29 protein-coding genes, 2 pseudogenes and 1 other annotated feature are annotated in these 23371 nt (G+C 42.2%); of the genes and pseudogenes, 26 read left to right on the top strand and 5 right to left on the bottom strand.

Going from position 1 to position 23371, the window contains the following annotated elements; genetic code table 11:
• The first annotated feature begins 154 nt into the window (after positions 1–154).
• The 3 genes from HMPREF2853_RS03510 to HMPREF2853_RS03500 all read left to right on the top strand — a co-directional run bounded on the left by HMPREF2853_RS03510 (position 155) and on the right by HMPREF2853_RS03500 (position 1548).
• Entirely contained in the window at positions 155–481 is a 327-nt protein-coding gene (locus HMPREF2853_RS03510) for a hypothetical protein (protein WP_070534865.1), read from the top strand.
• Between the two features lie 63 nt (positions 482–544).
• Positions 545–1039, top strand: a complete 495-nt coding sequence (locus HMPREF2853_RS03505) for an Imm6 family immunity protein (RefSeq protein WP_070534863.1) — start codon at positions 545–547, stop codon at positions 1037–1039.
• Positions 1040–1071: 32 nt separating this feature from the next.
• Positions 1072–1548 (top strand): Imm6 family immunity protein, encoded by a 477-nt coding sequence (locus tag HMPREF2853_RS03500; RefSeq protein WP_000958201.1) that lies wholly within the window; start codon positions 1072–1074, stop codon positions 1546–1548.
• Positions 1549–1649: 101 nt separating this feature from the next.
• Here HMPREF2853_RS03500 and yidA read toward each other — a convergent pair whose 3' ends face one another.
• A complete protein-coding gene (yidA, locus tag HMPREF2853_RS03495) occupies positions 1650–2456 on the bottom strand; it encodes a sugar-phosphatase (RefSeq protein ID WP_000023486.1) in 807 nt (268 codons plus the stop codon).
• A 9-nt stretch (positions 2457–2465) separates the two neighbouring features.
• On the bottom strand, positions 2466–3773 hold the full coding sequence (locus HMPREF2853_RS03490; protein WP_001003530.1) for an HD domain-containing protein: 1308 nt from the start codon (positions 3771–3773) through the stop codon (positions 2466–2468).
• 71 nt (positions 3774–3844) lie between these two features.
• Between HMPREF2853_RS03490 and HMPREF2853_RS03485 the strand changes: the two genes are divergently transcribed.
• A complete protein-coding gene (locus HMPREF2853_RS03485; protein WP_002881798.1) occupies positions 3845–4222 on the top strand; it encodes a YwiB family protein in 378 nt (125 codons plus the stop codon).
• A 24-nt stretch (positions 4223–4246) separates the two neighbouring features.
• Here the strand turns inward: HMPREF2853_RS03485 and HMPREF2853_RS03480 are convergent, their stop codons facing one another.
• Both HMPREF2853_RS03480 and HMPREF2853_RS03475 read right to left on the bottom strand, forming a co-directional pair.
• A complete protein-coding gene (locus HMPREF2853_RS03480) occupies positions 4247–5329 on the bottom strand; it encodes a DEAD/DEAH box helicase (protein ID WP_000850570.1) in 1083 nt (360 codons plus the stop codon).
• Positions 5326–6303: a Gfo/Idh/MocA family protein gene (locus HMPREF2853_RS03475; RefSeq protein WP_070534862.1), complete on the bottom strand. Its 978-nt coding sequence runs from the start codon at positions 6301–6303 to the stop codon at positions 5326–5328. The genes HMPREF2853_RS03480 and HMPREF2853_RS03475 overlap by 4 nt, the downstream gene beginning before the upstream one ends.
• Before the next feature lie 156 nt (positions 6304–6459).
• On the opposite strand from HMPREF2853_RS03475, the gene HMPREF2853_RS03470 reads away from it, so the two are divergent.
• From HMPREF2853_RS03470 to rpmA, 4 genes are all read left to right on the top strand, one after another.
• Positions 6460–7146, top strand: coding sequence for a YoaK family protein (locus HMPREF2853_RS03470; RefSeq protein ID WP_070534860.1), 687 nt, complete (start codon positions 6460–6462; stop codon positions 7144–7146).
• Positions 7147–7210: 64 nt separating this feature from the next.
• Positions 7211–7331, top strand: a sequence feature (ribosomal protein L21 leader region).
• Positions 7332–7365: 34 nt separating this feature from the next.
• Positions 7366–7680 (top strand): 50S ribosomal protein L21, encoded by a 315-nt coding sequence (gene rplU, locus HMPREF2853_RS03465; RefSeq protein ID WP_000109141.1) that lies wholly within the window; start codon positions 7366–7368, stop codon positions 7678–7680.
• A gap of 15 nt (positions 7681–7695) precedes the next feature.
• A complete protein-coding gene (locus HMPREF2853_RS03460) occupies positions 7696–8040 on the top strand; it encodes a ribosomal-processing cysteine protease Prp (RefSeq protein WP_000613697.1) in 345 nt (114 codons plus the stop codon).
• Between the two features lie 16 nt (positions 8041–8056).
• Positions 8057–8350 carry a 50S ribosomal protein L27 gene (gene rpmA, locus HMPREF2853_RS03455; protein ID WP_000916509.1) on the top strand — a complete coding sequence of 98 codons (294 nt, stop codon included), beginning with the start codon at positions 8057–8059 and terminating at the stop codon, positions 8348–8350.
• Positions 8351–8515: 165 nt separating this feature from the next.
• On the opposite strand, the pseudogene HMPREF2853_RS10065 reads toward rpmA, so the two are convergent.
• Positions 8516–8587, bottom strand: a pseudogene (locus HMPREF2853_RS10065) (AraC family transcriptional regulator); the annotation flags it as partial.
• Here HMPREF2853_RS10065 and HMPREF2853_RS03445 point away from each other — a divergent pair.
• The 18 genes and pseudogenes from HMPREF2853_RS03445 to HMPREF2853_RS03360 all read left to right on the top strand — a co-directional run.
• Positions 8580–9488: a LysR family transcriptional regulator gene (locus tag HMPREF2853_RS03445; protein WP_070534858.1), complete on the top strand. Its 909-nt coding sequence runs from the start codon at positions 8580–8582 to the stop codon at positions 9486–9488. The pseudogene HMPREF2853_RS10065 and the gene HMPREF2853_RS03445 overlap by 8 nt on opposite strands.
• On the top strand, positions 9485–9952 hold the full coding sequence (gene lspA, locus HMPREF2853_RS03440; RefSeq protein WP_000745678.1) for a signal peptidase II: 468 nt from the start codon (positions 9485–9487) through the stop codon (positions 9950–9952). The genes HMPREF2853_RS03445 and lspA overlap by 4 nt, the downstream gene beginning before the upstream one ends.
• Positions 9936–10835, top strand: coding sequence for an RluA family pseudouridine synthase (locus tag HMPREF2853_RS03435; RefSeq protein WP_000403231.1), 900 nt, complete (start codon positions 9936–9938; stop codon positions 10833–10835). Before lspA ends, HMPREF2853_RS03435 begins: the two co-directional genes overlap by 17 nt.
• A gap of 100 nt (positions 10836–10935) precedes the next feature.
• Positions 10936–12045 carry a glutamate 5-kinase gene (gene proB / locus HMPREF2853_RS03430; protein ID WP_070534857.1) on the top strand — a complete coding sequence of 370 codons (1110 nt, stop codon included), beginning with the start codon at positions 10936–10938 and terminating at the stop codon, positions 12043–12045.
• A 9-nt stretch (positions 12046–12054) separates the two neighbouring features.
• A complete protein-coding gene (locus tag HMPREF2853_RS03425; RefSeq protein WP_049550012.1) occupies positions 12055–13317 on the top strand; it encodes a glutamate-5-semialdehyde dehydrogenase in 1263 nt (420 codons plus the stop codon).
• A 3-nt stretch (positions 13318–13320) separates the two neighbouring features.
• A complete protein-coding gene (gene proC / locus HMPREF2853_RS03420) occupies positions 13321–14118 on the top strand; it encodes a pyrroline-5-carboxylate reductase (RefSeq protein WP_070534852.1) in 798 nt (265 codons plus the stop codon).
• A gap of 120 nt (positions 14119–14238) precedes the next feature.
• Positions 14239–14877, top strand: coding sequence for a dTMP kinase (gene tmk, locus HMPREF2853_RS03415; protein ID WP_070534851.1), 639 nt, complete (start codon positions 14239–14241; stop codon positions 14875–14877).
• Complete coding sequence (locus HMPREF2853_RS03410) at positions 14874–15764, top strand: DNA polymerase III subunit delta' (RefSeq protein WP_070534850.1); 891 nt, start codon at positions 14874–14876, stop codon at positions 15762–15764. Before tmk ends, HMPREF2853_RS03410 begins: the two co-directional genes overlap by 4 nt.
• Before the next feature lie 145 nt (positions 15765–15909).
• The gene (gene yabA / locus HMPREF2853_RS03405; RefSeq protein WP_000358229.1) at positions 15910–16227 is read left to right on the top strand and encodes a DNA replication initiation control protein YabA; all 318 of its coding nucleotides are present in this window, start codon (positions 15910–15912) and stop codon (positions 16225–16227) included.
• A 2-nt stretch (positions 16228–16229) separates the two neighbouring features.
• The gene (rsmI, locus tag HMPREF2853_RS03400) at positions 16230–17108 is read left to right on the top strand and encodes a 16S rRNA (cytidine(1402)-2'-O)-methyltransferase (protein ID WP_070534848.1); all 879 of its coding nucleotides are present in this window, start codon (positions 16230–16232) and stop codon (positions 17106–17108) included.
• 133 nt (positions 17109–17241) lie between these two features.
• A complete protein-coding gene (trmFO, locus tag HMPREF2853_RS03395; protein WP_049550010.1) occupies positions 17242–18576 on the top strand; it encodes a methylenetetrahydrofolate--tRNA-(uracil(54)-C(5))-methyltransferase (FADH(2)-oxidizing) TrmFO in 1335 nt (444 codons plus the stop codon).
• Between the two features lie 83 nt (positions 18577–18659).
• On the top strand, positions 18660–19397 hold the full coding sequence (gene pyrH / locus HMPREF2853_RS03390; protein ID WP_000002996.1) for a UMP kinase: 738 nt from the start codon (positions 18660–18662) through the stop codon (positions 19395–19397).
• 7 nt (positions 19398–19404) lie between these two features.
• Positions 19405–19962, top strand: coding sequence for a ribosome recycling factor (gene frr / locus HMPREF2853_RS03385; RefSeq protein WP_001262235.1), 558 nt, complete (start codon positions 19405–19407; stop codon positions 19960–19962).
• Between the two features lie 59 nt (positions 19963–20021).
• The gene (gene cvfB, locus HMPREF2853_RS03380) at positions 20022–20876 is read left to right on the top strand and encodes an RNA-binding virulence regulatory protein CvfB (RefSeq protein WP_001095466.1); all 855 of its coding nucleotides are present in this window, start codon (positions 20022–20024) and stop codon (positions 20874–20876) included.
• 11 nt (positions 20877–20887) lie between these two features.
• A complete protein-coding gene (locus HMPREF2853_RS03375) occupies positions 20888–21466 on the top strand; it encodes a GrpB family protein (RefSeq protein ID WP_065371720.1) in 579 nt (192 codons plus the stop codon).
• A gap of 23 nt (positions 21467–21489) precedes the next feature.
• A complete protein-coding gene (locus HMPREF2853_RS03370; RefSeq protein WP_001232084.1) occupies positions 21490–21705 on the top strand; it encodes a YozE family protein in 216 nt (71 codons plus the stop codon).
• An 80-nt stretch (positions 21706–21785) separates the two neighbouring features.
• The gene (locus tag HMPREF2853_RS03365; RefSeq protein ID WP_049550008.1) at positions 21786–22772 is read left to right on the top strand and encodes a PhoH family protein; all 987 of its coding nucleotides are present in this window, start codon (positions 21786–21788) and stop codon (positions 22770–22772) included.
• A gap of 330 nt (positions 22773–23102) precedes the next feature.
• Positions 23103–23371 (top strand): annotated as a pseudogene (locus HMPREF2853_RS03360) (TlpA family protein disulfide reductase); the annotation flags it as partial.

Here is a 23371-nt window from a genome sequence, read left to right as displayed (position 1 = left end):
GTACTCTCAAGATTTAAGTAACTGTACAACAGACTAAATTGGATCCAGGATTAGCAATTGGAACGAAAACGCTCTTTTTAATTTCTTATGGAGTAGCTCCCCAGTATGATATAATGTCATTTAGTAGCAACCAGAGAATAGAGGAGCGGAAACGATGCTAGCTATTTGTATAGATTCTATAGGTGACAAGTCAGGAACCTATAAGTTGTTAAGAAATTATTCATCCTTGCCTTTCTCTTTAATCCAATCCAAAATAAATGTTCATAACACGGTAATAGAAGTAGACATGTTAGATTTGGACGAATTGAAAAAGGTTAGAGCCCTCATCCATGAGTTGAGTGCCATTGGGACTATGGTTACGATGAGAGATTCTACAGGAATTATTACCTTAGAATTTTTAAATAATATTATTTCTACCTTCGAAGAGATTGCGGCTGAGAGAGAAGAACTAGATGCTCTGATGTTTGAGGGGGAAGAGTGATTGTCACTTTTTCCAGTGAATCATACATTCCCAAGTTAGTTTTTAGTAATAAAAGGAAAATCAATGAAAGATAATAAAAATTTGTTGCTCTTCCTACAGGAGTTGATATACGGTCTTGTAGATTTTATCAGTGAGAAAGAATATAAGGAATTTGTCCTTGATTCCTTAAAACTTTCAAAACAGGAGCTTGATAAACAGAGTGGGTTTTGTCCAGATGATTTATACAATCGATTGGAAAATATGGACGAGCTGGATATCTTGACATTTCAGGAGCTGGATAAGAAAACCAATCCACTAGTTTGGAACTGTATCGCTAATTTCTTTGTCCTAGTTTGTCACTATTCATATATTGCTTCGGAAGAAATCTACCTACCACAAACGATTGAAAGTGTTGACGAGGACATACTTGAGGTTCTTTCCTTAAGTTACAAACAAATCCTAGCTGAAAATAGGGAACTTATTTCACAAATATCTGGACCAGAAATAGAAGGATATTTAAAGGATGATCTCGTTAAAAACTACTTTGGTTCACTATTTTTATCAGATGAGAATGAATAGGCTATTCGTTCAAGTATAGATAAGGAGAGGATATGCTTACGAGTTATTTTATGTTGATTTTTGCTGAAGCAATTGTAAACCGTATGGAAACACGATACAGTTCTCAAATTCGAACTGCCTTGGATGCATGTTGGAGTTTTTTGGAGAATAGAGACAAAAGGGGAGAGGAACTTTATCGCCTTTTAGATGATGGGACAGACTTCAGTGGAATATTTATCTACATGCAGTTAGATGAAAATGAAGCGAATGGTCTCTTGTGGGACAACATTAGTTATGCAATAGGTGTGACTGCTAAAGAAGCTTTTGAGTTTGAAAATAAGAAGGAGCTTCCTTCTCCCTTGGAAAACATTGAACCGGAACTACTTGATGTCTTTATTGATAATTTAAAAGAGATTAGCATGGATCTTTATCATCACGTCGAAACAGTAAAAATTTTCATCAATAAAAATCCATACCCATCAAGAGAATCTGCCCTAAAAGAACTAGATAGACTAGGATTACTTAGATGATTTGAATAGATGATTTGGCGAAAATTCAAAAAGAACACCCCGGAAGTTAGAGTGTCATCTCTACCTTTTGGGGTGTCGTTTATTTTTAATAGTTAAGCATTTTAAAGTACCCACGTACGGATAGCATGGGCAACGCCAGATTCATCATTTGTTTTGGTGATGTATTTGGCGATTTTTTTGAGTTCTGGATTTCCATTTTCCATAACAACGGGATTTCCAACGACTTCCAGCATGGTGCGGTCATTCTCTTCGTCACCGATCGCCATGGTTTCATCTTTGGTCAATCCGAGTTTTTCAGCTAGATGGGTAATAGCTGAACCCTTGTCTACATTCTTTTTAAGGAGTTCGAGGTAGAAAGGAGCAGATTTGTTGATGGAGTAGCGCTCGTAAAATTCTGCTGGAATTTTTTCAATCGTAGCGTCGAGAATTTCTGGTTCATCGATAAACATACACTTGACGATTTCCTTGTCAGCCATTTCTTCAGGAGTGCGGTAGAAGATGGGCATGCTGACGAGGGTTGATTCGTGCACCGTGTACTTTCCGATATTGCGATTGGCAGTATAGATACCGTCCTTGGTAATAGCGTGCATGTGGACACCGAGCTTGCGACTGAGAAATTCCATATCCAGATAATCCTCATAGGTCAAGGATTCGCTGATAATCTCATGGCCAGTAGCAGTTTCTTGGACAAGGGCACCGTTGAAGGTCACGACATAGTCACCTTGGTCTCTTAACTGCAAGTCGTCCAGAAGTTTGGCAACACCTGCGATAGGACGACCCGTTGCAATCACGACTTTGACGCCAGCTTCTTTGGCATCTTGGATGGCAGAAAAGACTTCCGGAGTGATTTCTTTTTTACTGTTAACCAGGGTACCATCGATATCGACGGCGATTAGTTTAATACTCATAAATTTCCTCTATTCGTTCTTATTTGGGGTAAAATGATCGTTCTCAATCAAGTGTAAAAATTGCTGGGTGATACTTGCGAAGATGCTATTTTGGTCCAACATTTCTTTCGGGAAATAGAAACGATTGTCTCCATGGCGACTGCCAGCAAGGGATTGGACGATAGGAGACAGGCTAGAGAGTTCAGCCAGTTCTCCATTTTTTTGTATAATCTCAATCTGTGTCCGTGGATTTTCAGATTCGGGACGATAGATATCATAAGGGAGGTCAAAGTTCTTATGAATGGCAGTATAGTAGTCTGGATCAAAACCGATTTCTTCAACCAGTTGTCTCATGGTTGCGAGTTGGTCTTGGTCTTTTTCTGAAAAAGTAATGGATTTAAAGACCTTGCGGTTGACAAAACGTTGCGACAAGTCGGCTAGTATCTTGTCAGGACTGGTCATCCAGAGTTGGAAGTAGGTATTCATCACGCCGTCATCAAGTGCCAGATAATCAGATAGAGTAACTTTCTTTTCAAAAAAAGGTAGCAAATGAGGAGAAGTGCGTGCAAAGAAGTCCTTGTCTTCAGGATAGAGTTCCTTAGCGCGTTTGAGGAGATTCTGTAGAAGAACCTCCATGGCGCGTGTTGCTGGGTGGAAATAAACCTGCATATACATCTGGTAGCGACTGAGAACGTAGTCTTCGATGGCATGCATGCCGTTGCGCTGAAAGGCGATCCCATTTTCGACAGGACGAATGACTCGGAGGATGCGAGTCAGGTCAAATTCCCCATAAGATGCTCCTGTAAAATAAGAGTCGCGCAATAGATAGTCCATGCGATCCGCATCAATCTGACTAGAAATGAGCTGCACGACCTGCTTGTTAGGATAGGTATGGTCGATAACACTGGCTACCTTTTCTGGGCAATCTGGCGCTACTTGTAGCAGGACTTGGTGAATCTCTGTCTCAGGACTTTGGATGATTTCCTGAGTAATGGCTTCATGATTTGTATCAAAAAGATTTTCAAAAGTATGCGAGTAGGCACCATGCCCAAGGTCGTGTAGGAGAGCAGCGGTCATGGTCAAGAGAGACTCAGCAGGATCCCATTCTTCAGGGTATTTTTCTTCAAAAATCTCCGTGATACGTCGAGCAATCTCATAGACTCCCAAACAGTGGGAAAAGCGACTGTGCTCACCACCATGGAAGGTATAACTGGAAGTCCCTAGCTGTTTGATACGGCGAAGACGTTGAAATTCTTTTGTATTGATCAAGTCGTATATGACCTGATTATTGACGTGGATATAGTTGTGAACTGGGTCACGGAATACTTTTTCGTTCATATGACCATTATAGCAAAATCCTGCTCTTTTTGGTAAAATAGTAGGACAAGAGACAAGAAAGAGGATTTGATGTGAAGATTCGGATGCGAAATACGATTCAGTTTGATGAACAATTGGAAGTCATTGACCAACTCTATGACGTGGAAGTGCGTGAAAAGGGAGATTATCACTATCTGCTTTTCTACAATGAGGAAAAAGAAAAAGTGGTTCTCAAGTTTCATAGTCAAGAACTGGTGATGACCCGTTTCTCGAGTCCCAAAACCATCATGCGTTTTCTAAAGGATAGTGATAGTTTAGCCTATATTCCGACTCCAATGGGGATGCAGGAGTTTATCATTCAAACGAATCACTATGAATTGGATGGGCAAAAGATTGAATTAGCCTATCAACTGCAAAACCAAGAGGGACACCCCTTTGCCAGCTATCAATTAGAAATTACTTGGGGATAAGAAAAAGGTTGGCGGAAGCCACCCTTATTTGATATAGAGTTCTTGATTTTTTAGGACAATTTCACGAACACTTGCGAATTTCTTGAGTTTTTTCAGTTCTTCAGGATGGGTTACCAGAGTGATAACATAGCCCTCCTTGCCCATGCGACCTGTACGACCAGCACGGTGGGTATAGGTTTCCATATCTCTAGGGACGTCGAAGTTGACAACACATTCCAAGCTATCAATATCAATCCCACGAGCCAAAAGATCAGTTGCAAGGAGTAGGGTTAGCTGCTTGCCTTTAAACTTTTCTAAGATGACTTTTCGAAATTTAACATTGACATCGCTAGCGAGGGAAACAGCCAAGATATCGCGATACTGTAATTTTTCTTCTGCACTTCCAAGGTCTGACAAGCTGTTAAAGAAGACCAGACCACGGAAATCCTCTACATGTGCTAGTTTTCGTAGCATGTCCACTCGGTGACGTTGGTCTACCTGCATGTAGAAGTGTTGGATGTTGTCCAGTTTTTGATCAGAGAGATCAATAGTGCGCGTGTTTGGTGCAATCTTTTCTTGGTCAAACTTGGTCGTCGCACTCATGTAGATGAGTTGGTGGTCACGAGGTGCGTAGTGGGTGATTTTCTCGACAAAGTGAATTTGAGAATCATCGAACAATTGGTCAAATTCATCCAGAATGATGGTTTCTACATTCATCATCTTGATTTTTTTCAATTTAATCAACTCAAAGATACGGCCAGGTGTTCCAATCAGAATTTCTGGTCCTTTTTTAAGACGTTCAATCTGGCGTTTCTGACTCGAACCTGATAAGAAGAGCTGAGCAGTTAAGCCGATAGCCTCTGACCACGTTTTACATACATCAAAAATCTGTCCAGCTAGTTCTGTATTTGGTGCTAGGATCAAGAGTTGCTGGGCTTTTTTCTTTTGTAGTCTGAGAAGACTTGGCAGGAGGTAAGCTAGGGTCTTACCAGTTCCTGTCGGGCTTACTCCCAGTAAGTTTTCTCCAGCTAGTATAGGCTCAAATAGTTGAGTTTGAATGGGGGTAAATTCTTGGAAACCGAGTTGGTCACTCAATTCCTGCCATTCAGTCGGTAGTTTGGTTTTCATTTTTCTGCCTCAAATCTAATGCCAGCAGTCTGGCGCATGGTATAGAGTAAATCATGAACAGAGCTTGCATCATCCAGCCAGTTCTGGTAGAAAGTCTGGTCTGGTTGCTGGATCATCTGTGCAAATACAGCAACTTCCTCAGTCATCGTATGGGGAGCTTGTTGGATAGGGAGCTGGATTGGATTTCCTTGGTGGTCGCTAAAAATAGCTGAGCGGACATGTTCAATCGTGTTAAGGGTCAAGGTTCCATCTGCTGTGTAAATCTCACAAGGAAGATTGGAAGTAATGTTTTTTCCTGCCTTGATATGAACTTGAAAGTCAGGGTAGAAGAGGATACCATCGCCATTTAGGTCAATGCTATTGTCAAGCTGTTGAGCCTGATAGGTCGCGTCCTGAGCCTTTCCAAAGAGACGAATAGCAGCGTAGAGGGGATAAATCCCCAAGTCCATAAGAGCTCCACCAGCAAAACGGTCTGAAAAGACATTGGGAGTCTGTCCAGCCAACAAGTCAGGCATCTTGGAAGAATACTTGGCATAGTTGAAATCTGCTCCCAGCACTTGCTTGTCTGCTAAAAAGTTTTTGATAGTGGTAAAAGCTTCTTCGTGGTAATTACGAGCTGCTTCAAAGATAAAACAGTGATTTTTCTCAGCTGTTTGTCTCAAATCTAGCCATTCATGTGGCTGAGTGACAGCTGGCTTTTCAAGAATGACGTGTTTCCCAAAAGACAAGGCTGCTTTGGCTTGAACAAAATGCAAGGAGTTTGGACTAGCGATATAGACTACATCAAAGGAGCTCTTGAAGAAGTCTTCTACTTGATCAAAGAGTTGGATATCTTGATAGCGAGAAGCAAAGGTTGCTGCTGTTTCTATCTTTCTAGAATAGACAGCGACCAGCTGGTATTCTCCGTTAGCATGGGCTGCTTCTATGAAATGATGACTGATAGCCCCTGTTCCGATGACACCTAATTTAAGCATAAATACTCCTTTTCCGACTTCAAATCCTTCCTTCATTATAACATAGAAAAGAAGGACTATCCAACAGATGGTAAAAATTTTCAAATGGGCTACGCATTTTTAGGAGAAAGTGGTACAATATTGAAATGAGTAAATGAAACTGAATTGGGAGAGAAAATGAGATTATTACCAATAAGAAAAATATCACGTCAGTCTAAGCGACTAGCGCTTTTTTTGACTTTTTGTGCAGGATATGTCGATGCTTATACCTTTATCGTGCGAGGGAACACCCTTGTCGCTGGACAGACTGGGAATGTGGTTTTTCTTTCTGTAGGACTTATTCAACAAAATGTATCGGATGCCAGTGCCAAAGTAATGACCTTGTTTTCCTTTATGATGGGTGTCTTTTTTCTGACATTGTATAAGGAAAAACTACGAATTGTTAAAAAGCCGATTTTGTCCTTGATTCCACTTGCAGTCTTATCCCTAATTATAGGCTTTGTGCCGCAAACGGTTGACAATATCTATCTCGTACCGCCCTTGGCCTTTTGTATGGGACTGGTGACAACAGCCTTTGGAGAAGTGTCAGGTATTGCCTATAATAATGCTTTTATGACGGGCAATATTAAACGAACCATGTTGGCTTTTGGAGATTATTTCCGGACCAAGCATACGCCTTTTCTACGAGAGGGCTTGATTTTTGTTAGCTTACTTAGTAGTTTTGTCTTCGGAGTTGTTTTTTCAGCTTATTTGACGATTTACTATCAGGAGAAGACAATTCTAGGTGTTCCTCTTATGATGAGTATCTTTTACTTCAGTATGTTTTTTGCTTCTTGGAGAAAAAAAGGGAAAGAAAAAGCTTAAATTTGATTGATTTCGCTTGTAAGAAAAAAGAAGATATGCTATACTTGAAGAGTTGACTATGCACAATCCTGTGCAACCGCACGAACATCGTTTGCTCATCGTATACAAAATTTAAACTTTGTTATACTTAGAGCTCTTCTTTTAAGTGGTTCGTCCCACGATGCTAGGCGAGTCTTCACAAAAATACGGGGAAACCCTAAAAATCATAGGAGGTGCATAATGAGCACATACGCAATTATCAAAACTGGCGGAAAACAAGTTAAAGTTGAAGTTGGTCAAGCAGTTTACGTTGAAAAATTGAACGTTGAAGCTGGTCAAGAAGTTACTTTTAACGAAGTTGTTCTTGTTGGTGGTGAAAACACTGTTGTCGGAACTCCACTTGTTGCTGGAGCTACTGTAGTTGGAACTGTTGAAAAACAAGGAAAACAAAAGAAAGTTGTTACTTACAAGTACAAACCTAAAAAAGGTAGCCACCGTAAACAAGGTCACCGTCAACCATATACAAAAGTTGTCATCAACGCGATCAACGCTTAATTTTAAGGAGAACACATGATACAAGCAGTCTTTGAGAGAGCCGAAGATGGCGAGCTGAGGAGTGCGGAAATTACTGGACACGCCGAAAGTGGCGAATACGGCTTAGATGTCGTGTGTGCATCGGTTTCTACGCTTGCCATTAACTTTATCAATTCCATTGAGAAATTTGCAGGCTATGAACCAATCTTAGAATTAAACGAAGATGAAGGTGGCTATCTAAAGGTTGAAATACCAGCGGATCTTCCTTCGCACCAGAGAGAAATGACCCAGTTATTCTTTGAATCATTTTTCTTAGGTATGGCAAATTTATCGGAGAACTCTTCTGAGTTCGTCCAAACCAGAGTTATCACAGAAAACTAACACGGAGGAAAACATTATGTTAAAAATGACTCTTAACAACTTGCAACTTTTCGCCCACAAAAAAGGTGGAGGTTCTACATCAAACGGACGTGATTCACAAGCAAAACGTCTTGGAGCTAAAGCAGCTGACGGACAAACTGTAACAGGTGGATCAATCCTTTACCGTCAACGTGGTACACACATCTATCCAGGTGTAAACGTTGGACGTGGTGGAGACGATACTTTGTTCGCTAAAGTTGAAGGCGTAGTACGCTTTGAACGTAAAGGTCGCGATAAGAAACAAGTTTCTGTTTACCCAATCGCAAAATAAAAAGGTCCAGTGAACCTTTTTATCCCGAGCCTTGGTATTTTAAGGCGAGGAAGCTAGAAGTAGCATTAAATAAGGCTTTCCGAGTTTTCGGAGAGCCTATTTTTTTGTTTTGATACCCATAACTCTTTGTTACTAGTGTAGATTAATTTTATGAGCGACATTATTTTTCCTAAGTGGAAAATTTCTAAAATATGGTATAATGAACAGATAGAGAAGTTGGGGGTAGAAGATGAATATTCAACAATTACGCTATGTTGTTGCTATTGCCAATAGTGGTACTTTCCGTGAAGCTGCTGAAAAGATGTATGTTAGTCAGCCGAGTCTGTCTATTTCTGTGCGCGATTTGGAAAAAGAGTTAGGCTTTAAAATTTTCCGTCGGACGAGTTCAGGAACGTTTTTGACACGTCGCGGTATGGAATTTTATGAGAAAGCGCAAGAATTGGTCAAAGGATTTGATGTTTTTCAAAATCAGTATGCCAATCCTGAGGAAGAAAAGGATGAATTTTCCATTGCCAGTCAGCACTATGACTTCTTGCCACCAACCATTACGGCTTTTTCAGAGCGCTATCCTGACTACAAAAACTTTCGTATTTTTGAGTCTACTACAGTTCAAATCTTAGACGAAGTAGCCCAAGGACATAGTGAGATTGGGATTATCTACCTCAACAACCAAAATAAAAAGGGCATCATGCAACGGGTTGAAAAGCTTGGTTTAGAAGTTATTGAACTAATTCCTTTCCAGACTCACATTTATCTTCGTGAAGGACATCCTTTAGCACAGAAAGAGGAATTGGTCATGGAGGATCTGGTGGATCTGCCAACAGTTCGCTTTACTCAGGAAAAGGACGAGTACCTATACTATTCAGAGAACTTTGTCGATACCAGTGCTAGCTCCCAGATGTTCAATGTGACCGACCGTGCTACTTTGAATGGTATTTTGGAGCGGACGGATGCTTATGCGACTGGGTCTGGATTTTTAGATAGTGACAGTGTTAATGGCATTACAGTTATTCGTCTCAAGGATAATTTAGATAACCGCATGGTTTATGTCAAACGGGAAGAAGTTGAGCTTAGTCAAGCTGGGACACTCTTCGTTGAGGTTATGCAAGAATATTTTGATCAGAAGAGGAAATCATGAAAAAAAGAGGAATAGTGGCAGTCATTGTACTGCTCTTAATTGCACTGGATCAGTGGGTTAAAGCCTATGTTCTCCAGCAGATTCCACTGGGTGAAGTGCGTTCGTGGATCCCCAATCTCGTTAGCTTGACTTATCTACAAAATAGAGGAGCAGCCTTCTCTATGTTACAAGACCAGCAGTGGTTTTTTGCTATCATTACCTTGGTCGTCATGGCTGGAGCCATTTGGTATCTACATAAACACATGGAGGATTCTCTCTGGCTAGTTTTTGGACTGACTTTGATAATCGCGGGAGGTCTGGGCAACTTTATCGACAGAATGAGTCAAGGTTTTGTGGTGGATATGTTTCACCTAGACTTTATCAACTTTGCGATTTTCAATGTTGCTGACAGCTATTTGACAGTTGGTGTCATTGTTTTATTGATTGCAATGCTTAAAGAGGAAGTAAATGGAAATAAAAATTGAAACTGGTGGGCAACGTTTAGACAAGGCCCTGTCGGATCTTACAGAATTGTCGCGCAGTCTCGCTAATGAACAAATCAAGGCTGGACAAGTTTTGGTTAATGGCCAAGTCAAGAAAGCAAAATATACGGTCCAAGAGGGGGATGTCGTCACTTACCATGTGCCAGAACCAGAGGTTTTAGAATATGTGGCTGAGGATATTCCGCTCGAAATTATCTACCAAGATGAGGACGTAGCCGTTGTCAATAAGCCTCAAGGGATGGTGGTTCATCCCAGCGCTGGTCATACCAGTGGAACCTTGGTCAATGCCCTCATGTACCATATAAAAGACTTGTCAGGTATCAATGGTGTTCTCCGCCCAGGAATCGTTCACCGCATTGACAAGGATACGTCAGGTCTCCTCATGATTGCTAAGAATGATGAGGCCCACTTGGCACTTGCCCAAGAGCTCAAGGATAAAAAGTCTCTACGCAAATACTGGGCGATTGTTCATGGCAATCTGCCAAATGATCGTGGTGTCATTGAAGCACCGATTGGTCGGAGCGAAAAAGACCGTAAGAAACAGGCTGTAACTGCTAAAGGGAAGCCAGCTGTGACTCGTTTTCAGGTCTTGGAACGCTTTGGAGACTATAGTTTGTTAGAGTTGCAACTGGAAACAGGGCGTACCCACCAAATCCGTGTCCATATGGCTTATATCGGTCATCCAGTCGCTGGGGACGAGGTCTATGGTCCACGCAAAACCTTGAAAGGACATGGGCAATTCCTCCATGCTAAAACTCTAGGTTTTACCCATCCGAGAACAGGTGAAACCATGGAATTCACAGCAGATATTCCAGAGATTTTTAAAGAAACGCTGGAAAGGTTGCGTAAAACTGAGAATAGATAAAAGAGTTGAGATTGCTGTCTCAACCTTTTTCATTTCAAGTCTTTTCTATTTTAAAACATTCATGTTATAATGGATAAATATGAAGAATCGGAGTGAGAATATGAAGTACAAACGAATCGTCTTTAAGGTGGGGACTTCGTCCTTGACAAATGAAGACGGGAGTTTATCAAGAAGTAAAGTAAAGGCAATTACCCAACAATTAGCTATGTTGCATGAAGCTGGACATGAGTTGATTTTGGTTTCATCTGGTGCAGTAGCGGCAGGGTTTGGAGCTTTGGGCTTTAAAAAACGTCCGACCAAGATTGCAGATAAGCAGGCTTCGGCTGCAGTAGGACAAGGTTTGCTACTAGAAGAATACACAACCAACCTCCTCATGCGTCAAATAGTCTCTGCGCAAATTTTGCTGACACAGGATGATTTTGTAGATAAGCGTCGATATAAGAATGCCCATCAGGCCTTGTCTGTATTGCTTCATCGTGGTGCCATTCCTATCATCAATGAGAATGACAGTGTCGTTATTGATGAGCTCAAGGTGGGGGACAATGATACTCTGAGTGCCCAGGTAGCGGCTATGGTTCAAGCAGACCTTTTGGTTCTCTTGACAGATGTGGACGGTCTCTATACTGGAAATCCCAACTCAGATCCAACAGCCAAACGTTTGGAGAAAATCGAGACTATCAATCGTGAGATTATTGATATGGCTGGTGGAGCAGGTTCGTCTAATGGTACTGGGGGTATGCTGACAAAAATCAAAGCTGCAACTATTGCGACGGAGTCAGGAGTGCCAGTCTATATTTGCTCCTCCTTGAAATCAGCTGCCTTGATTGAGGCAGTAGAGGATACAAAGGATGGTTCCTTCTTTGTTGCGCAAGAGAAGGGACTTCGTACCCAGAAACAATGGCTGGCCTTCTATGCTCAAAGTCAGGGAACGATTTGGGTAGATGGTGGAGCTGCAGAGGCACTTTCAAAAAACGGGAAAAGTCTCCTTTTATCGGGTGTGGTAGAAGTGGAAGGAAACTTCTCTTACCACGATATTGTCACAGTGGCTGATAAAGAAACAGGTCAATCTCTTGGAAAGGGACGTGTCCAATTTGGTGTCTCAGCCCTAGAAGATATGCTCCGTTCTCAAAAAGCTAAGGGAGTCTTGATTCACCGTGATGACTGGATTTCCATCACTCCTGAAATCCAGCTGCTCTTTACAGAATTTTAGAGGTGAACGATGGTAAGTACACAAGAACAATTTGAACAGGTACAAGCTGTTAAGAAATCAATCAATACTGCTAGCGAAGCAGTGAAAAACCAAGCCTTGCTAGCTATGGCTGATCATTTATTGGCGGCTACTGAGGAGATTTTAGTGGCAAATGCCCTCGATATGGCAGCGGCCAAGGGGAAAATCTCAGATGTTATGCTAGATCGTCTTTATTTGGATGAGGGACGTATAGAAGCGATGGCAAGAGGGATTCGTGAAGTGGTTGCTTTACCAGATCCTATTGGTGAGGTCCTAGAAACAAGTCAGCTTGAAAATGGCTTGGTTATTACCAAGAAGCGTGTGGCCATGGGGGTTATTGGTATTATCTATGAAAGTCGTCCAAATGTGACATCTGATGCGGCTGCTTTGGCTCTCAAAAGTGGCAATGCGGTCGTTCTTCGTAGTGGTAAGGATGCCTACCGAACTGCTCATGCTATTGTCACAGCTTTGAAGAAGGGCTTGGAGACAACGACCATTCATCCAAATGTGATTCAACTGGTGGAAGATACCAGCCGAGAAAGTAGCTATGCTATGATGAAGGCCAAGGGTTATCTAGACCTTCTCATACCTCGTGGAGGCGCTGGTTTGATCAATGCTGTGGTTGAAAATGCTATCGTGCCCGTTATCGAGACAGGAACTGGGATTGTCCATGTCTATGTGGATAAGGATGCCGATGAAGACAAGGCTCTAGCCATCATCAACAATGCTAAAACCAGTCGTCCTTCTGTCTGCAATGCCATGGAGGTCTTGCTAGTTCATGAAGACAAGGCAGCAAGCTTCCTTCCTCTCTTGGAACAAGTTCTGGTTACAAGTCGGAAAGAAGCTGGACTGGAACCAATTCAATTCCGCTTGGATAGCCAAGCAAGTCAGTTTGTTTCAGGTCGAGCAGCTGAGGCCCAAGACTTTGACACCGAGTTTTTAGACTATATCCTAGCGATTAAGGTTGTGAGCAGTTTAGAAGAAGCGGTTGCGCATATTGAAGCCCACAGTACCCATCATTCGGACGCCATTGTAACAGAGAATGCCGAAGCTGCGGCTTACTTTACAAATCAAGTTGACTCTGCAGCGGTTTATGTCAATGCTTCAACGCGTTTCACTGATGGAGGTCAATTTGGTCTTGGATGTGAAATGGGGATTTCGACTCAGAAACTGCACGCGCGTGGTCCAATGGGCTTGAAGGAATTAACTAGCTACAAGTATGTGGTTACTGGTGACGGACAGATAAGGGAGTAAGAGATGAAAATTGGATTTATCGGTTTGGGAAATATGGGAGCTAGTTTGGCCAAGGCTGTCTTGCAGGCCAAGACGGGTGAACAGATTCTCCTTGCCAATCGCAGTCAAGCAAAAGTAGATGCTTTCATCGCCAATTTCGGTGGCCAGGCTTCCAGTAATGAAGAAATTTTTGCAGAAGCAGATGTGATCTTTCTAGGAGTTAAGCCTGCTCAGTTTTCTGAAATCCTTGCTCAATACCAGTCTATCCTTGAAAAACGAGAGAGTCTTCTTTTGATTTCCATGGCGGCTGGATTGACCTTGGAAAAACTAGCTAGTCTTATCCCAAGTCAACATCGTATCATTCGCATCATGCCCAATACTCCAGTGGCTATCGGTCAAGGGGTGATTAGTTATGCCATGTCAGCAAACTGTCGTGCTGAGGACAGGGAACTCTTTTGTCAGCTTTTAGCCAAGGCTGGTCTCTTGGTTGAACTTGGGGATGGCTTAATCGATGCGGCGACAGGTCTCGCAGGTTGTGGACCAGCTTTTGTCTATCTCTTTATCGAGGCTTTGGCAGATGCAGGTGTTCAATCAGGATTGCCCCGAGAAAGGGCCTTGAAAATGGCAGCCCAAACAGTAGTCGGCGCTGGACAAATGGTTCTCGAAAGCCAGCAACATCCTGGAGTTTTGAAAGACCAAGTTTGCAGCCCAGGAGGTTCGACTATTGCTGGTGTAGCAAGTCTGGAAGAACATGCCTTTAGAGGCACAGTCATGGACGCAGTTCAGCAAGCCTATAAACGAACACAAGAACTAGGTAAATAAGAGGTTGGATGACTCCCAGCCTCTTTTATGCTCTTTTGAAATCAGAAGACGCAAAAAGATTGTCACAAAAACCTATTTTTTTGATAGAATAGAAGGTAGAAAAAAAGAAATGAGTTAGACATGTCAAAAGGATTTTTAGTCTCTCTTGAGGGACCAGAGGGAGCAGGAAAGACCAGTGTTTTAGAGGCTCTACTCCCCATTTTAGAGGAAAAAGGAGTAGAGGTACTGACGACCCGTGAGCCAGGTGGAGTCTTGATTGGGGAGAAGATTCGTCAAGTGATTTTGGAGCCAAGTCATACTCAGATGGATCCTAAAACAGAGCTCCTTCTCTATATCGCAAGTCGCAGACAGCACTTGGTGGAAAAAGTTCTGCCTGCTCTTGAAGCTGGTAAGTTGGTCATTATGGACCGCTTCATCGATAGTTCTGTTGCTTATCAGGGATTTGGCCGTGGCTTGGATATTGATGCCATTGATTGGCTCAATTACTTTGCGACAGATGGCCTCAAACCTGATTTGACACTTTATTTTGACATTGAGGTGGAAGAGGGGCTGGCTCGAATTGCTGCCAATAGTGATCGCGAGGTCAATCGGTTGGACTTGGAAGGTTTGGACTTGCACAAGAAAGTTCGTCAAGGTTACCTTTCTCTTCTGGACAAAGAAGGAAATCGTATTGCCAAGATTGATGCGAGTCTTCCTTTGGAGCAAGTTGTGGATGCTACCAAGGCTGTCTTGTTTGACAGAATGGGCTTGGATAAATGAAACAAGATCAACTAAAGGCTTGGCAGCCAGACCAGTTTGACCGTTTTGTCCGTATCCTAGAACAAGACCAGCTCAATCACGCCTATCTCTTTTCAGGTTTCTTTGGAAGCTTGGAAATGGCGCAGTTTTTGGCTAAGAGCCTCTTTTGTACGGATAAAGTAGGCGTTCTACCATGTGAGAAATGCCGAAACTGTAAGCTGATTGAACAGGAAGAATTTCCCGATGTTACTTTAATCAAGCCAGTCAATCAGGTCATCAAGACAGAACGGATTCGGGAATTGGTGGGCCAGTTTTCTCAAGCAGGGATTGAAAGCCAGCAACAGGTTTTTATTATCGAGCAGGCGGAGAAAATGCACCCCAATGCAGCCAACTCTCTGCTCAAGGTCATCGAAGAACCCCAGAGTGAGGTTTATATTTTTTTCTTGACCAGCGATGAGGAAAAAATCTTGCCGACAATCCGTAGTCGGACCCAGATTTTCAACTTTAAAAAGCAAGAAGAAAAGCTCATCCATCAATTAGAACAAACAGGTCTAGTCAAGAAAAAAGCAACTCTCTTAGCCCAGTTTTGTCAATCACGAGCTGAAGCAGAAAAACTGGTCAATCAAGCCAGTTTTTGGACCTTGGTGGATGAGAGTGAACGCCTGCTGACCTGGTTATTAGCCAAGAAAAAAGAAAGTTATCTGCAAGTTGCTAAATTAGCCAACTTGGCAGATGACAAGGAAAAACAGGATCAGGTCTTGCGAATCCTCGAAGTTCTCTGTGGGCAGGATCTCTTGCAAGCAAGGATTCGACAGATTCTACAAGATTTGCTAGAAGCTAGAAAAATGTGGCAGGCTAATGTCAGCTTTCAAAATGCCATGGAATATCTGGTCTTGAAAGAAATATAAACTCATACTCTTCGAAAATCAAATTCAAACCACGTCAACGTCGCCTTGCCGTACTCAAGTACAGCCTGCGGCTAGTTTCCTAGTTTGCTCTTTGATTTTCATTGAGTATTAAAAATGAACGATATAGAAAGGAAAGAGCTGGTTTATGGATAAAAAAGAATTATTTGATGCGCTGGACGATTTTTCCCAACAGTTATTGGTGACCTTGGCCGATGTGGAAGCCATCAAGAAAAATCTCAAGAGCTTGGTAGAGGAAAATACAGCTCTTCGTTTGGAAAATAGTAAGTTGCGCGAACGCTTAGGTGAGGTGGAAGCTGATACTCCCGTTAAGGCCAAGCATGTTCGTGAAAGCGTCCGTCGAATCTATAAGGACGGTTTTCACGTATGTAATGATTTTTATGGACAACGCCGAGAGCAGGACGAGGAATGTATGTTCTGTGACGAGTTATTGTACAGGGAGTAGGCATGCAGATTCAAAAAAGTTTTAAGGGGCAGTCTCCCTATGGCAAGCTTTATCTAGTAGCAACGCCGATTGGAAATCTAGACGATATGACTTTTCGTGCCATTCAAACCTTGAAAGAGGTGGACTGGATTGCAGCTGAGGACACGCGCAATACTGGTCTCTTGCTCAAGCATTTTGATATTTCCACCAAGCAGATCAGTTTTCATGAGCATAATGCCAAGGAAAAAATTCCTGATTTGATTGGTTTCTTGAAAGCAGGACAAAGTATTGCTCAGGTTTCTGACGCGGGTCTGCCTAGTATCTCGGACCCTGGTCATGATTTGGTCAAGGCAACTATTGAGGAAGAAATCGCAGTTGTTACCGTTCCAGGTGCTTCTGCAGGGATTTCTGCCTTGATTGCCAGTGGTTTGGCACCGCAACCACATATCTTTTATGGTTTCTTACCGAGAAAGTCAGGCCAGCAAAAGCAATTTTTCGACTCGAAAAAAGACTATCCTGAAACACAAATTTTCTATGAATCGCCCCATCGTGTAGCGGATACGTTAGAAAATATGCTAGAAGTCTACGGTGACCGCTCGGTAGTCTTGGTCAGAGAATTGACCAAAATCTATGAAGAATACCAACGAGGTATCATTTCTGAGTTATTAGAAAGCATTGCTGAAACGCCACTCAAGGGAGAATGCCTTCTCATCGTTGAAGGTGCCAGTCAGGATGTGGAGGAAAAGGACGAGGAGGACTTGTTTTCAGAAATCCAATCTCGTATCCAGCAAGGCATGAAGAAAAATCAAGCCATTAAGGAAGTCGCAAAGATATATCAGTGGAACAAAAGTCAGCTCTACGCTGCCTACCACGAATGGGAAGAAAATCAAGAAAATGACTAAACAGGGAAGTTTGCCTTCTTCCCTTTTTTTGTTATACTAGTATAAGAAAAATTAGAAAGATTTGTGGGTATCAAACAGTCTAGTAGCTTGTTTTTATTTGGACTTAGTTTCCACCCAAAGAGGTATTATTGTCGTGTCTCAATCTTATATCAATGTTATCGGTGCTGGTTTGGCAGGTTCTGAAGCAGCTTACCAAATCGCAGAACGCGGTATTCCAGTTAAACTCTATGAAATGCGTGGTGTCAAGTCAACACCCCAACACAAAACAGACAATTTTGCTGAATTGGTTTGTTCCAATTCCTTACGTGGGGATGCTCTGACAAACGCCGTTGGACTCCTCAAGGAAGAAATGCGTCGCTTGGGTTCTGTCATTTTGGAATCTGCTGAAGCTACACGTGTCCCTGCTGGTGGTGCCCTTGCGGTGGACCGCGATGGTTTCTCCCAGATGGTGACCGAAAAAGTAGCCAATCACCCCTTGATTGAAGTGGTTCGTGATGAAATTACAGAATTGCCAACGGATGTTATTACAGTTGTCGCTACTGGTCCTTTGACTAGTGATGCCTTAGCTGAAAAGATTCATGCCCTCAATGACGGTGATGGTTTCTATTTCTACGATGCGGCGGCGCCGATTATCGATGTCAATACCATCGATATGAGCAAGGTCTATCTCAAATCTCGTTATGATAAGGGAGAGGCGGCCTACCTCAACGCTCCAATGACCAAACAAGAATTTATGGATTTCCATGAGGCATTGGTCAATGCGGAAGAAGCACCGCTGAATTCTTTTGAAAAAGAAAAGTACTTTGAAGGATGTATGCCAATCGAAGTCATGGCCAAGCGTGGCATTAAAACCATGCTTTATGGTCCCATGAAACCAGTTGGTCTGGAGTATCCAGATGACTACACAGGCCCTCGTGATGGAGATTTCAAAACTCCATATGCGGTTGTCCAGCTCCGTCAGGATAATGCGGCTGGTAGTCTCTATAATATCGTTGGATTCCAGACCCACCTCAAATGGGGAGAACAAAAGCGTGTCTTCCAAATGATTCCAGGTCTTGAAAATGCGGAGTTTGTTCGCTATGGGGTCATGCATCGCAATTCTTATATGGATTCACCGAACTTGCTAGAACAAACCTATCGTTCTAAGAAACAACCAAACCTTTTCTTTGCTGGTCAAATGACGGGTGTGGAAGGCTATGTTGAGTCAGCAGCTTCAGGCTTGGTTGCAGGTATTAACGCAGCTCGTCTCTTTAAGGGTGAAAGTGAAGCTATCTTCCCAGAGACCACAGCGATTGGAAGTCTAGCTCATTACATCACTCATGCGGACAGCAAACATTTCCAACCAATGAATGTCAATTTTGGGATTATCAAGGAATTGGAAGGCGAGCGTATCCGTGATAAAAAAGCTCGTTATGAAAAAATTGCAGAGCGTGCTCTTACCGACTTAGAGGAATTTTTAACGGTTTAATTTTTTTGAAAGAATTGCTCATGATACTATAAAAATCTTAGAAATTGTGATAAAATAGGTAGGATAAAAAAAGGAGAGTAAAAATGGCGAACCCCAAGTATAAACGTATTTTAATCAAGTTATCAGGTGAAGCCCTTGCCGGTGAACGTGGCGTAGGGATTGATATCCAGACAGTTCAAACAATCGCAAAAGAGATTCAAGAAGTTCATAGCTTAGGTATCGAAATTGCCCTTGTTATTGGTGGAGGAAATCTCTGGCGTGGAGAACCTGCTGCAGAAGCAGGAATGGACCGCGTTCAGGCCGATTACACTGGAATGCTTGGGACCGTGATGAATGCTCTTGTGATGGCAGATTCATTGCAGCAAGTTGGTGTCGATACGCGTGTGCAAACTGCCATTGCCATGCAACAAGTGGCAGAGCCGTACGTACGTGGACGTGCCCTTCGTCATCTTGAAAAAGGCCGCATCGTTATCTTTGGTGCTGGGATTGGTTCACCTTACTTCTCAACAGATACAACAGCTGCCCTTCGTGCAGCTGAAATCGAAGCGGATGCCATTCTGATGGCTAAAAATGGGGTAGACGGTGTTTACAATGCCGATCCTAAGAAAGACAAAACTGCCGTTAAGTTTGAAGAATTGACCCACCGTGACGTTATCAATAAAGGTCTTCGTATCATGGACTCAACTGCTTCAACCCTCTCTATGGACAACGACATTGACTTGGTTGTCTTCAATATGAACCAACCAGGCAACATCAAACGTGTCGTATTTGGTGAAAATATTGGAACAACAGTTTCAAACAATATCGAAGAAAAGGAATAAGAAAATTATGGCTAATGCAATTGTAGAAAAAGCTAAAGAGAGAATGACCCAGTCTCACCAATCACTTGCTCGTGAATTTGGTGGTATCCGTGCCGGTCGTGCCAACGCAAGCTTGCTAGACCGTATCCACGTAGAATACTACGGAGTCGAAACTCCTCTTAACCAAATCGCTTCAATTACTATTCCAGAAGCGCGTGTCTTGTTGGTAACACCATTTGACAAGTCTTCATTGAAAGACATCGAACGTGCCTTGAACGCTTCTGATCTTGGTATTACACCAGCTAATGACGGTTCTGTGATCCGCTTGGTTATCCCTGCTCTTACAGAAGAGACTCGTCGTGACCTTGCCAAAGAAGTGAAGAAGGTCGGTGAGAATGCTAAAGTGGCTGTCCGCAATATCCGTCGTGATGCTATGGACGAAGCTAAAAAGCAAGAAAAAGCAAAAGAAATCACTGAAGACGAATTGAAGACTCTTGAAAAAGATATTCAAAAAGTAACAGACGACGCTGTGAAACACATCGACGACATGACAGCCAATAAAGAAAAAGAAATCTTGGAAGTCTAAAAATAAACAGAAAAACTCAGTTGGCATTGCTGGCTGAGTTTTATTCGAAAGAAGGAAATATGAATACAAATCTTGCAAGTTTTATCGTTGGACTCATCATCGATGAAAATGACCGTTTTTACTTTGTGCAAAAGGATGGTCAGACCTATGCTCTTGCTAAGGAAGAAGGTCAACATACAGTAGGGGATACGGTCAAAGGTTTCGCCTACACGGATATGAATCAAAAACTCCGCCTGACAACCTTAGAAGTGACTGCCACTCAGGACCAATTTGGTTGGGGAACCGTAACAGAAGTTCGTAAGGATTTGGGTGTCTTTGTCGATACTGGTCTACCTGACAAGGAAATCGTTGTGTCACTCGATATCCTCCCTGAGTTCAAGGAACTCTGGCCTAAGAAGGGTGACAAACTCTACATCCGCCTTGAAGTGGACAAGAAAGACCGAATCTGGGGACTCTTGGCTTATCAAGAAGACTTCCAACGTCTGGCTCGTCCTGCCTACAACAATATGCAGAACCAAAACTGGCCAGCCATTGTTTACCGCCTCAAGCTGTCAGGGACCTTTGTCTATCTGCCAGAGAATAACATGCTTGGTTTCATTCACCCAAGTGAGCGCTATGCAGAGCCACGTTTAGGGCAAGTGTTAGATGCGCGTGTCATTGGTTTCCGAGAGGTTGACCGCACTCTTAATCTTTCTCTCAAACCGCGTTCTTTTGAGATGTTGGAAAATGATGCACAAATGATTCTGACTTACTTGGAAAGCAATGGCGGTTTCATGACTTTAAATGATAAGTCATCTCCTGATGATATCAAAGCAACCTTTGGTATTTCTAAAGGTCAGTTCAAGAAAGCACTCGGTGGCTTGATGAAGGCTGGCAAAATCAAGCAAGATCAGTTTGGGACAGAGTTGATTTAGGCCTTATAGACATGATAAAGAAACTTGAAGAAATGAGTTTAGAGGAACTCTGGCAACTTTTTCCGATTTTTTTAGTAGAGCACAAGCCAGAGTGGAAAGACTGGTATGAATCGGAAAAAGCAAGCCTGAAAAAAATATTGGGTGCAAATGTTATTAAAAGAATAGAACATATCGGTAGCACTGCTATCCCTAATATTTGGGCCAAAAATATCGTTGATATTCTGTTAGAAGTAGGTAAAATAGAGGATTTAGCAAGAGTTAGGGATTTATTGGTGAAGAATGGGTGGCTAGTGATGTCGGAGAGTCCTAACAGGATTTCGCTAAATAAAGGATATACAGAGCAGGGATTTGCTGAGAAAGTTTTTCATTTACATTTGCGAATGACGGGAGATCATGACGAGATTTATTTTAGAGATTATCTCTGCCAGCATCCAGATATTGCCCAAGCGTATCAGGAATTAAAACTAAGTTTGTGGAAAAAATTTGAACACAATCGAGACGCCTATACAGATGCTAAAACAGATTTTATAAACCACTACGTTTCAGAGGCTAAGTCCAGTAATTTTCAAGAATCAGAAAAGTGTCATTAAAAAACTCTTGATAGGAGAAAGAATTGAGAAAATCATTTTACACTTGGCTCATGACCGAGCGCAATCCTAAAAGTAATAGCCCTAAAGCCATCTTGGCAGACCTCGCTTTTGAGGAGTCAGCTTTTCCAAAACATACAGATGATTTTGATGAGGTGAGTCGCTTTCTGGAGGAGCATGCCAGTTTCTCTTTTAACCTAGGTGACTTTGACGCTATCTGGCAAGAATACTTAGAACACTAGAGACAATGAGATGAGGCTAGTATTTTATTGTTCTCTTTGCTATAATATAAAGAAATAAACGGATTAGAGAGGTTCTTTATTTGAAGGAACATTCAATAGACATTCAACTAAGTCACCCAGATGACTTGTTCCATCTTTTTGGTTCCAATGAGCGCCATCTTCGTTTGATGGAAGAAGAGCTCGATGTGGTGATTCATGCCCGTACGGAGATTGTGCAGGTTTTGGGAGAAGAAGCTGCCTGTGAGGAAGCCCGTCAGGTTATTCAGGCTTTGATGGTCTTGGTAAATCGTGGAATGACCGTTGGCACGCCAGATGTGGTGACTGCGATTAGCATGGTCAAAAACGATGAAATTGACAAGTTTGTCGCCCTTTACGAAGAAGAAATTATCAAGGATAATACTGGGAAGCCTATCCGTGTCAAAACCTTGGGTCAAAAGCTTTATGTGGACAGTGTCAAACAGCATGATGTGACCTTTGGAATCGGACCTGCAGGGACAGGGAAGACCTTTCTTGCAGTGACTTTGGCAGTAACTGCCCTTAAACGTGGGCAAGTCAAGCGGATTATCCTTACTCGTCCGGCAGTGGAAGCAGGCGAGAGTCTAGGATTTCTTCCGGGTGATCTTAAGGAGAAGGTCGATCCTTATCTTCGACCAGTTTATGATGCCTTGTATCAGATTCTCGGGAAAGACCAAACGACCCGTCTCATGGAGCGTGAAATTATCGAAATCGCGCCCCTCGCCTACATGCGTGGACGGACCTTGGATGATGCCTTTGTCATTCTCGATGAGGCGCAAAATACGACTATCATGCAGATGAAGATGTTCTTGACTCGTTTAGGCTTTAATTCGAAGATGATTGTCAATGGGGATATCAGTCAGATTGACCTGCCACGTAATGTTAAGTCCGGTTTGATTGATGCTCAAGAAAAGCTCAAGAACATTCACCAAATCGACTTTGTTCATTTTTCAGCTAAGGATGTGGTTCGCCATCCGGTTGTCGCTCAGATTATTCGAGCTTATGAACCCGCTCCAGTTAAGGTTGAAGAAAAGAACCAAGAGACAGAATAGCAAAAAAGAGCAGTTCAGATGCGAACTGCTTTTAAGTTGCCCTGTATAAAAAGTTGTATGGCTAATTTATTATATACAGAATAATGATGATTCTAATCTGATGTTGGTAAAATTCTAGAAATATTAGTGCTGAAACCTCCACATTTAAGTTAACTTATTATAAATTTTATTTTTTCTTAATTTCCTTAGCAATTAATAGGAAAAATTACGATAAATTTTATTGAAATAAAGATTTCAAAATGATAAAATGATATTTGGGTTAGAGTGGGCTTATGTCCAAAATTTGAAAGTACCTAACTCGCTTTCACATCTTAATAGAAAGGAGATATTATGAAAAAAGACAAGTGGTGGCTTCCATTTTTAGCAGTAGGAGTCATCATAGCTTTAGCGGTGGGTTTAATTTATTTCACTAGACCCACTAAGGATGGAGATATAGGAACGTCTTCAGTTTCGCAATCGACTTCAAGCGATGAGAACAATTCAGCTTTGAGTTTAAAAGGTCAACAACTTCCAGAATTTAAAATGACCTCTCAAGATGGAAAATTGATTGCTATCTCGGAACTGTATGATAAACCTATATTAGTTGTCGAATGGGCTAG

Source organism: Streptococcus sp. HMSC077F03 (assembly GCF_001812375.1).
GTDB lineage: Bacteria > Bacillota > Bacilli > Lactobacillales > Streptococcaceae > Streptococcus > Streptococcus oralis_S.
The sequence above is the reverse complement of the archived record's forward strand: the minus strand, read 5'-3'. Positions and strand labels throughout refer to the sequence as shown.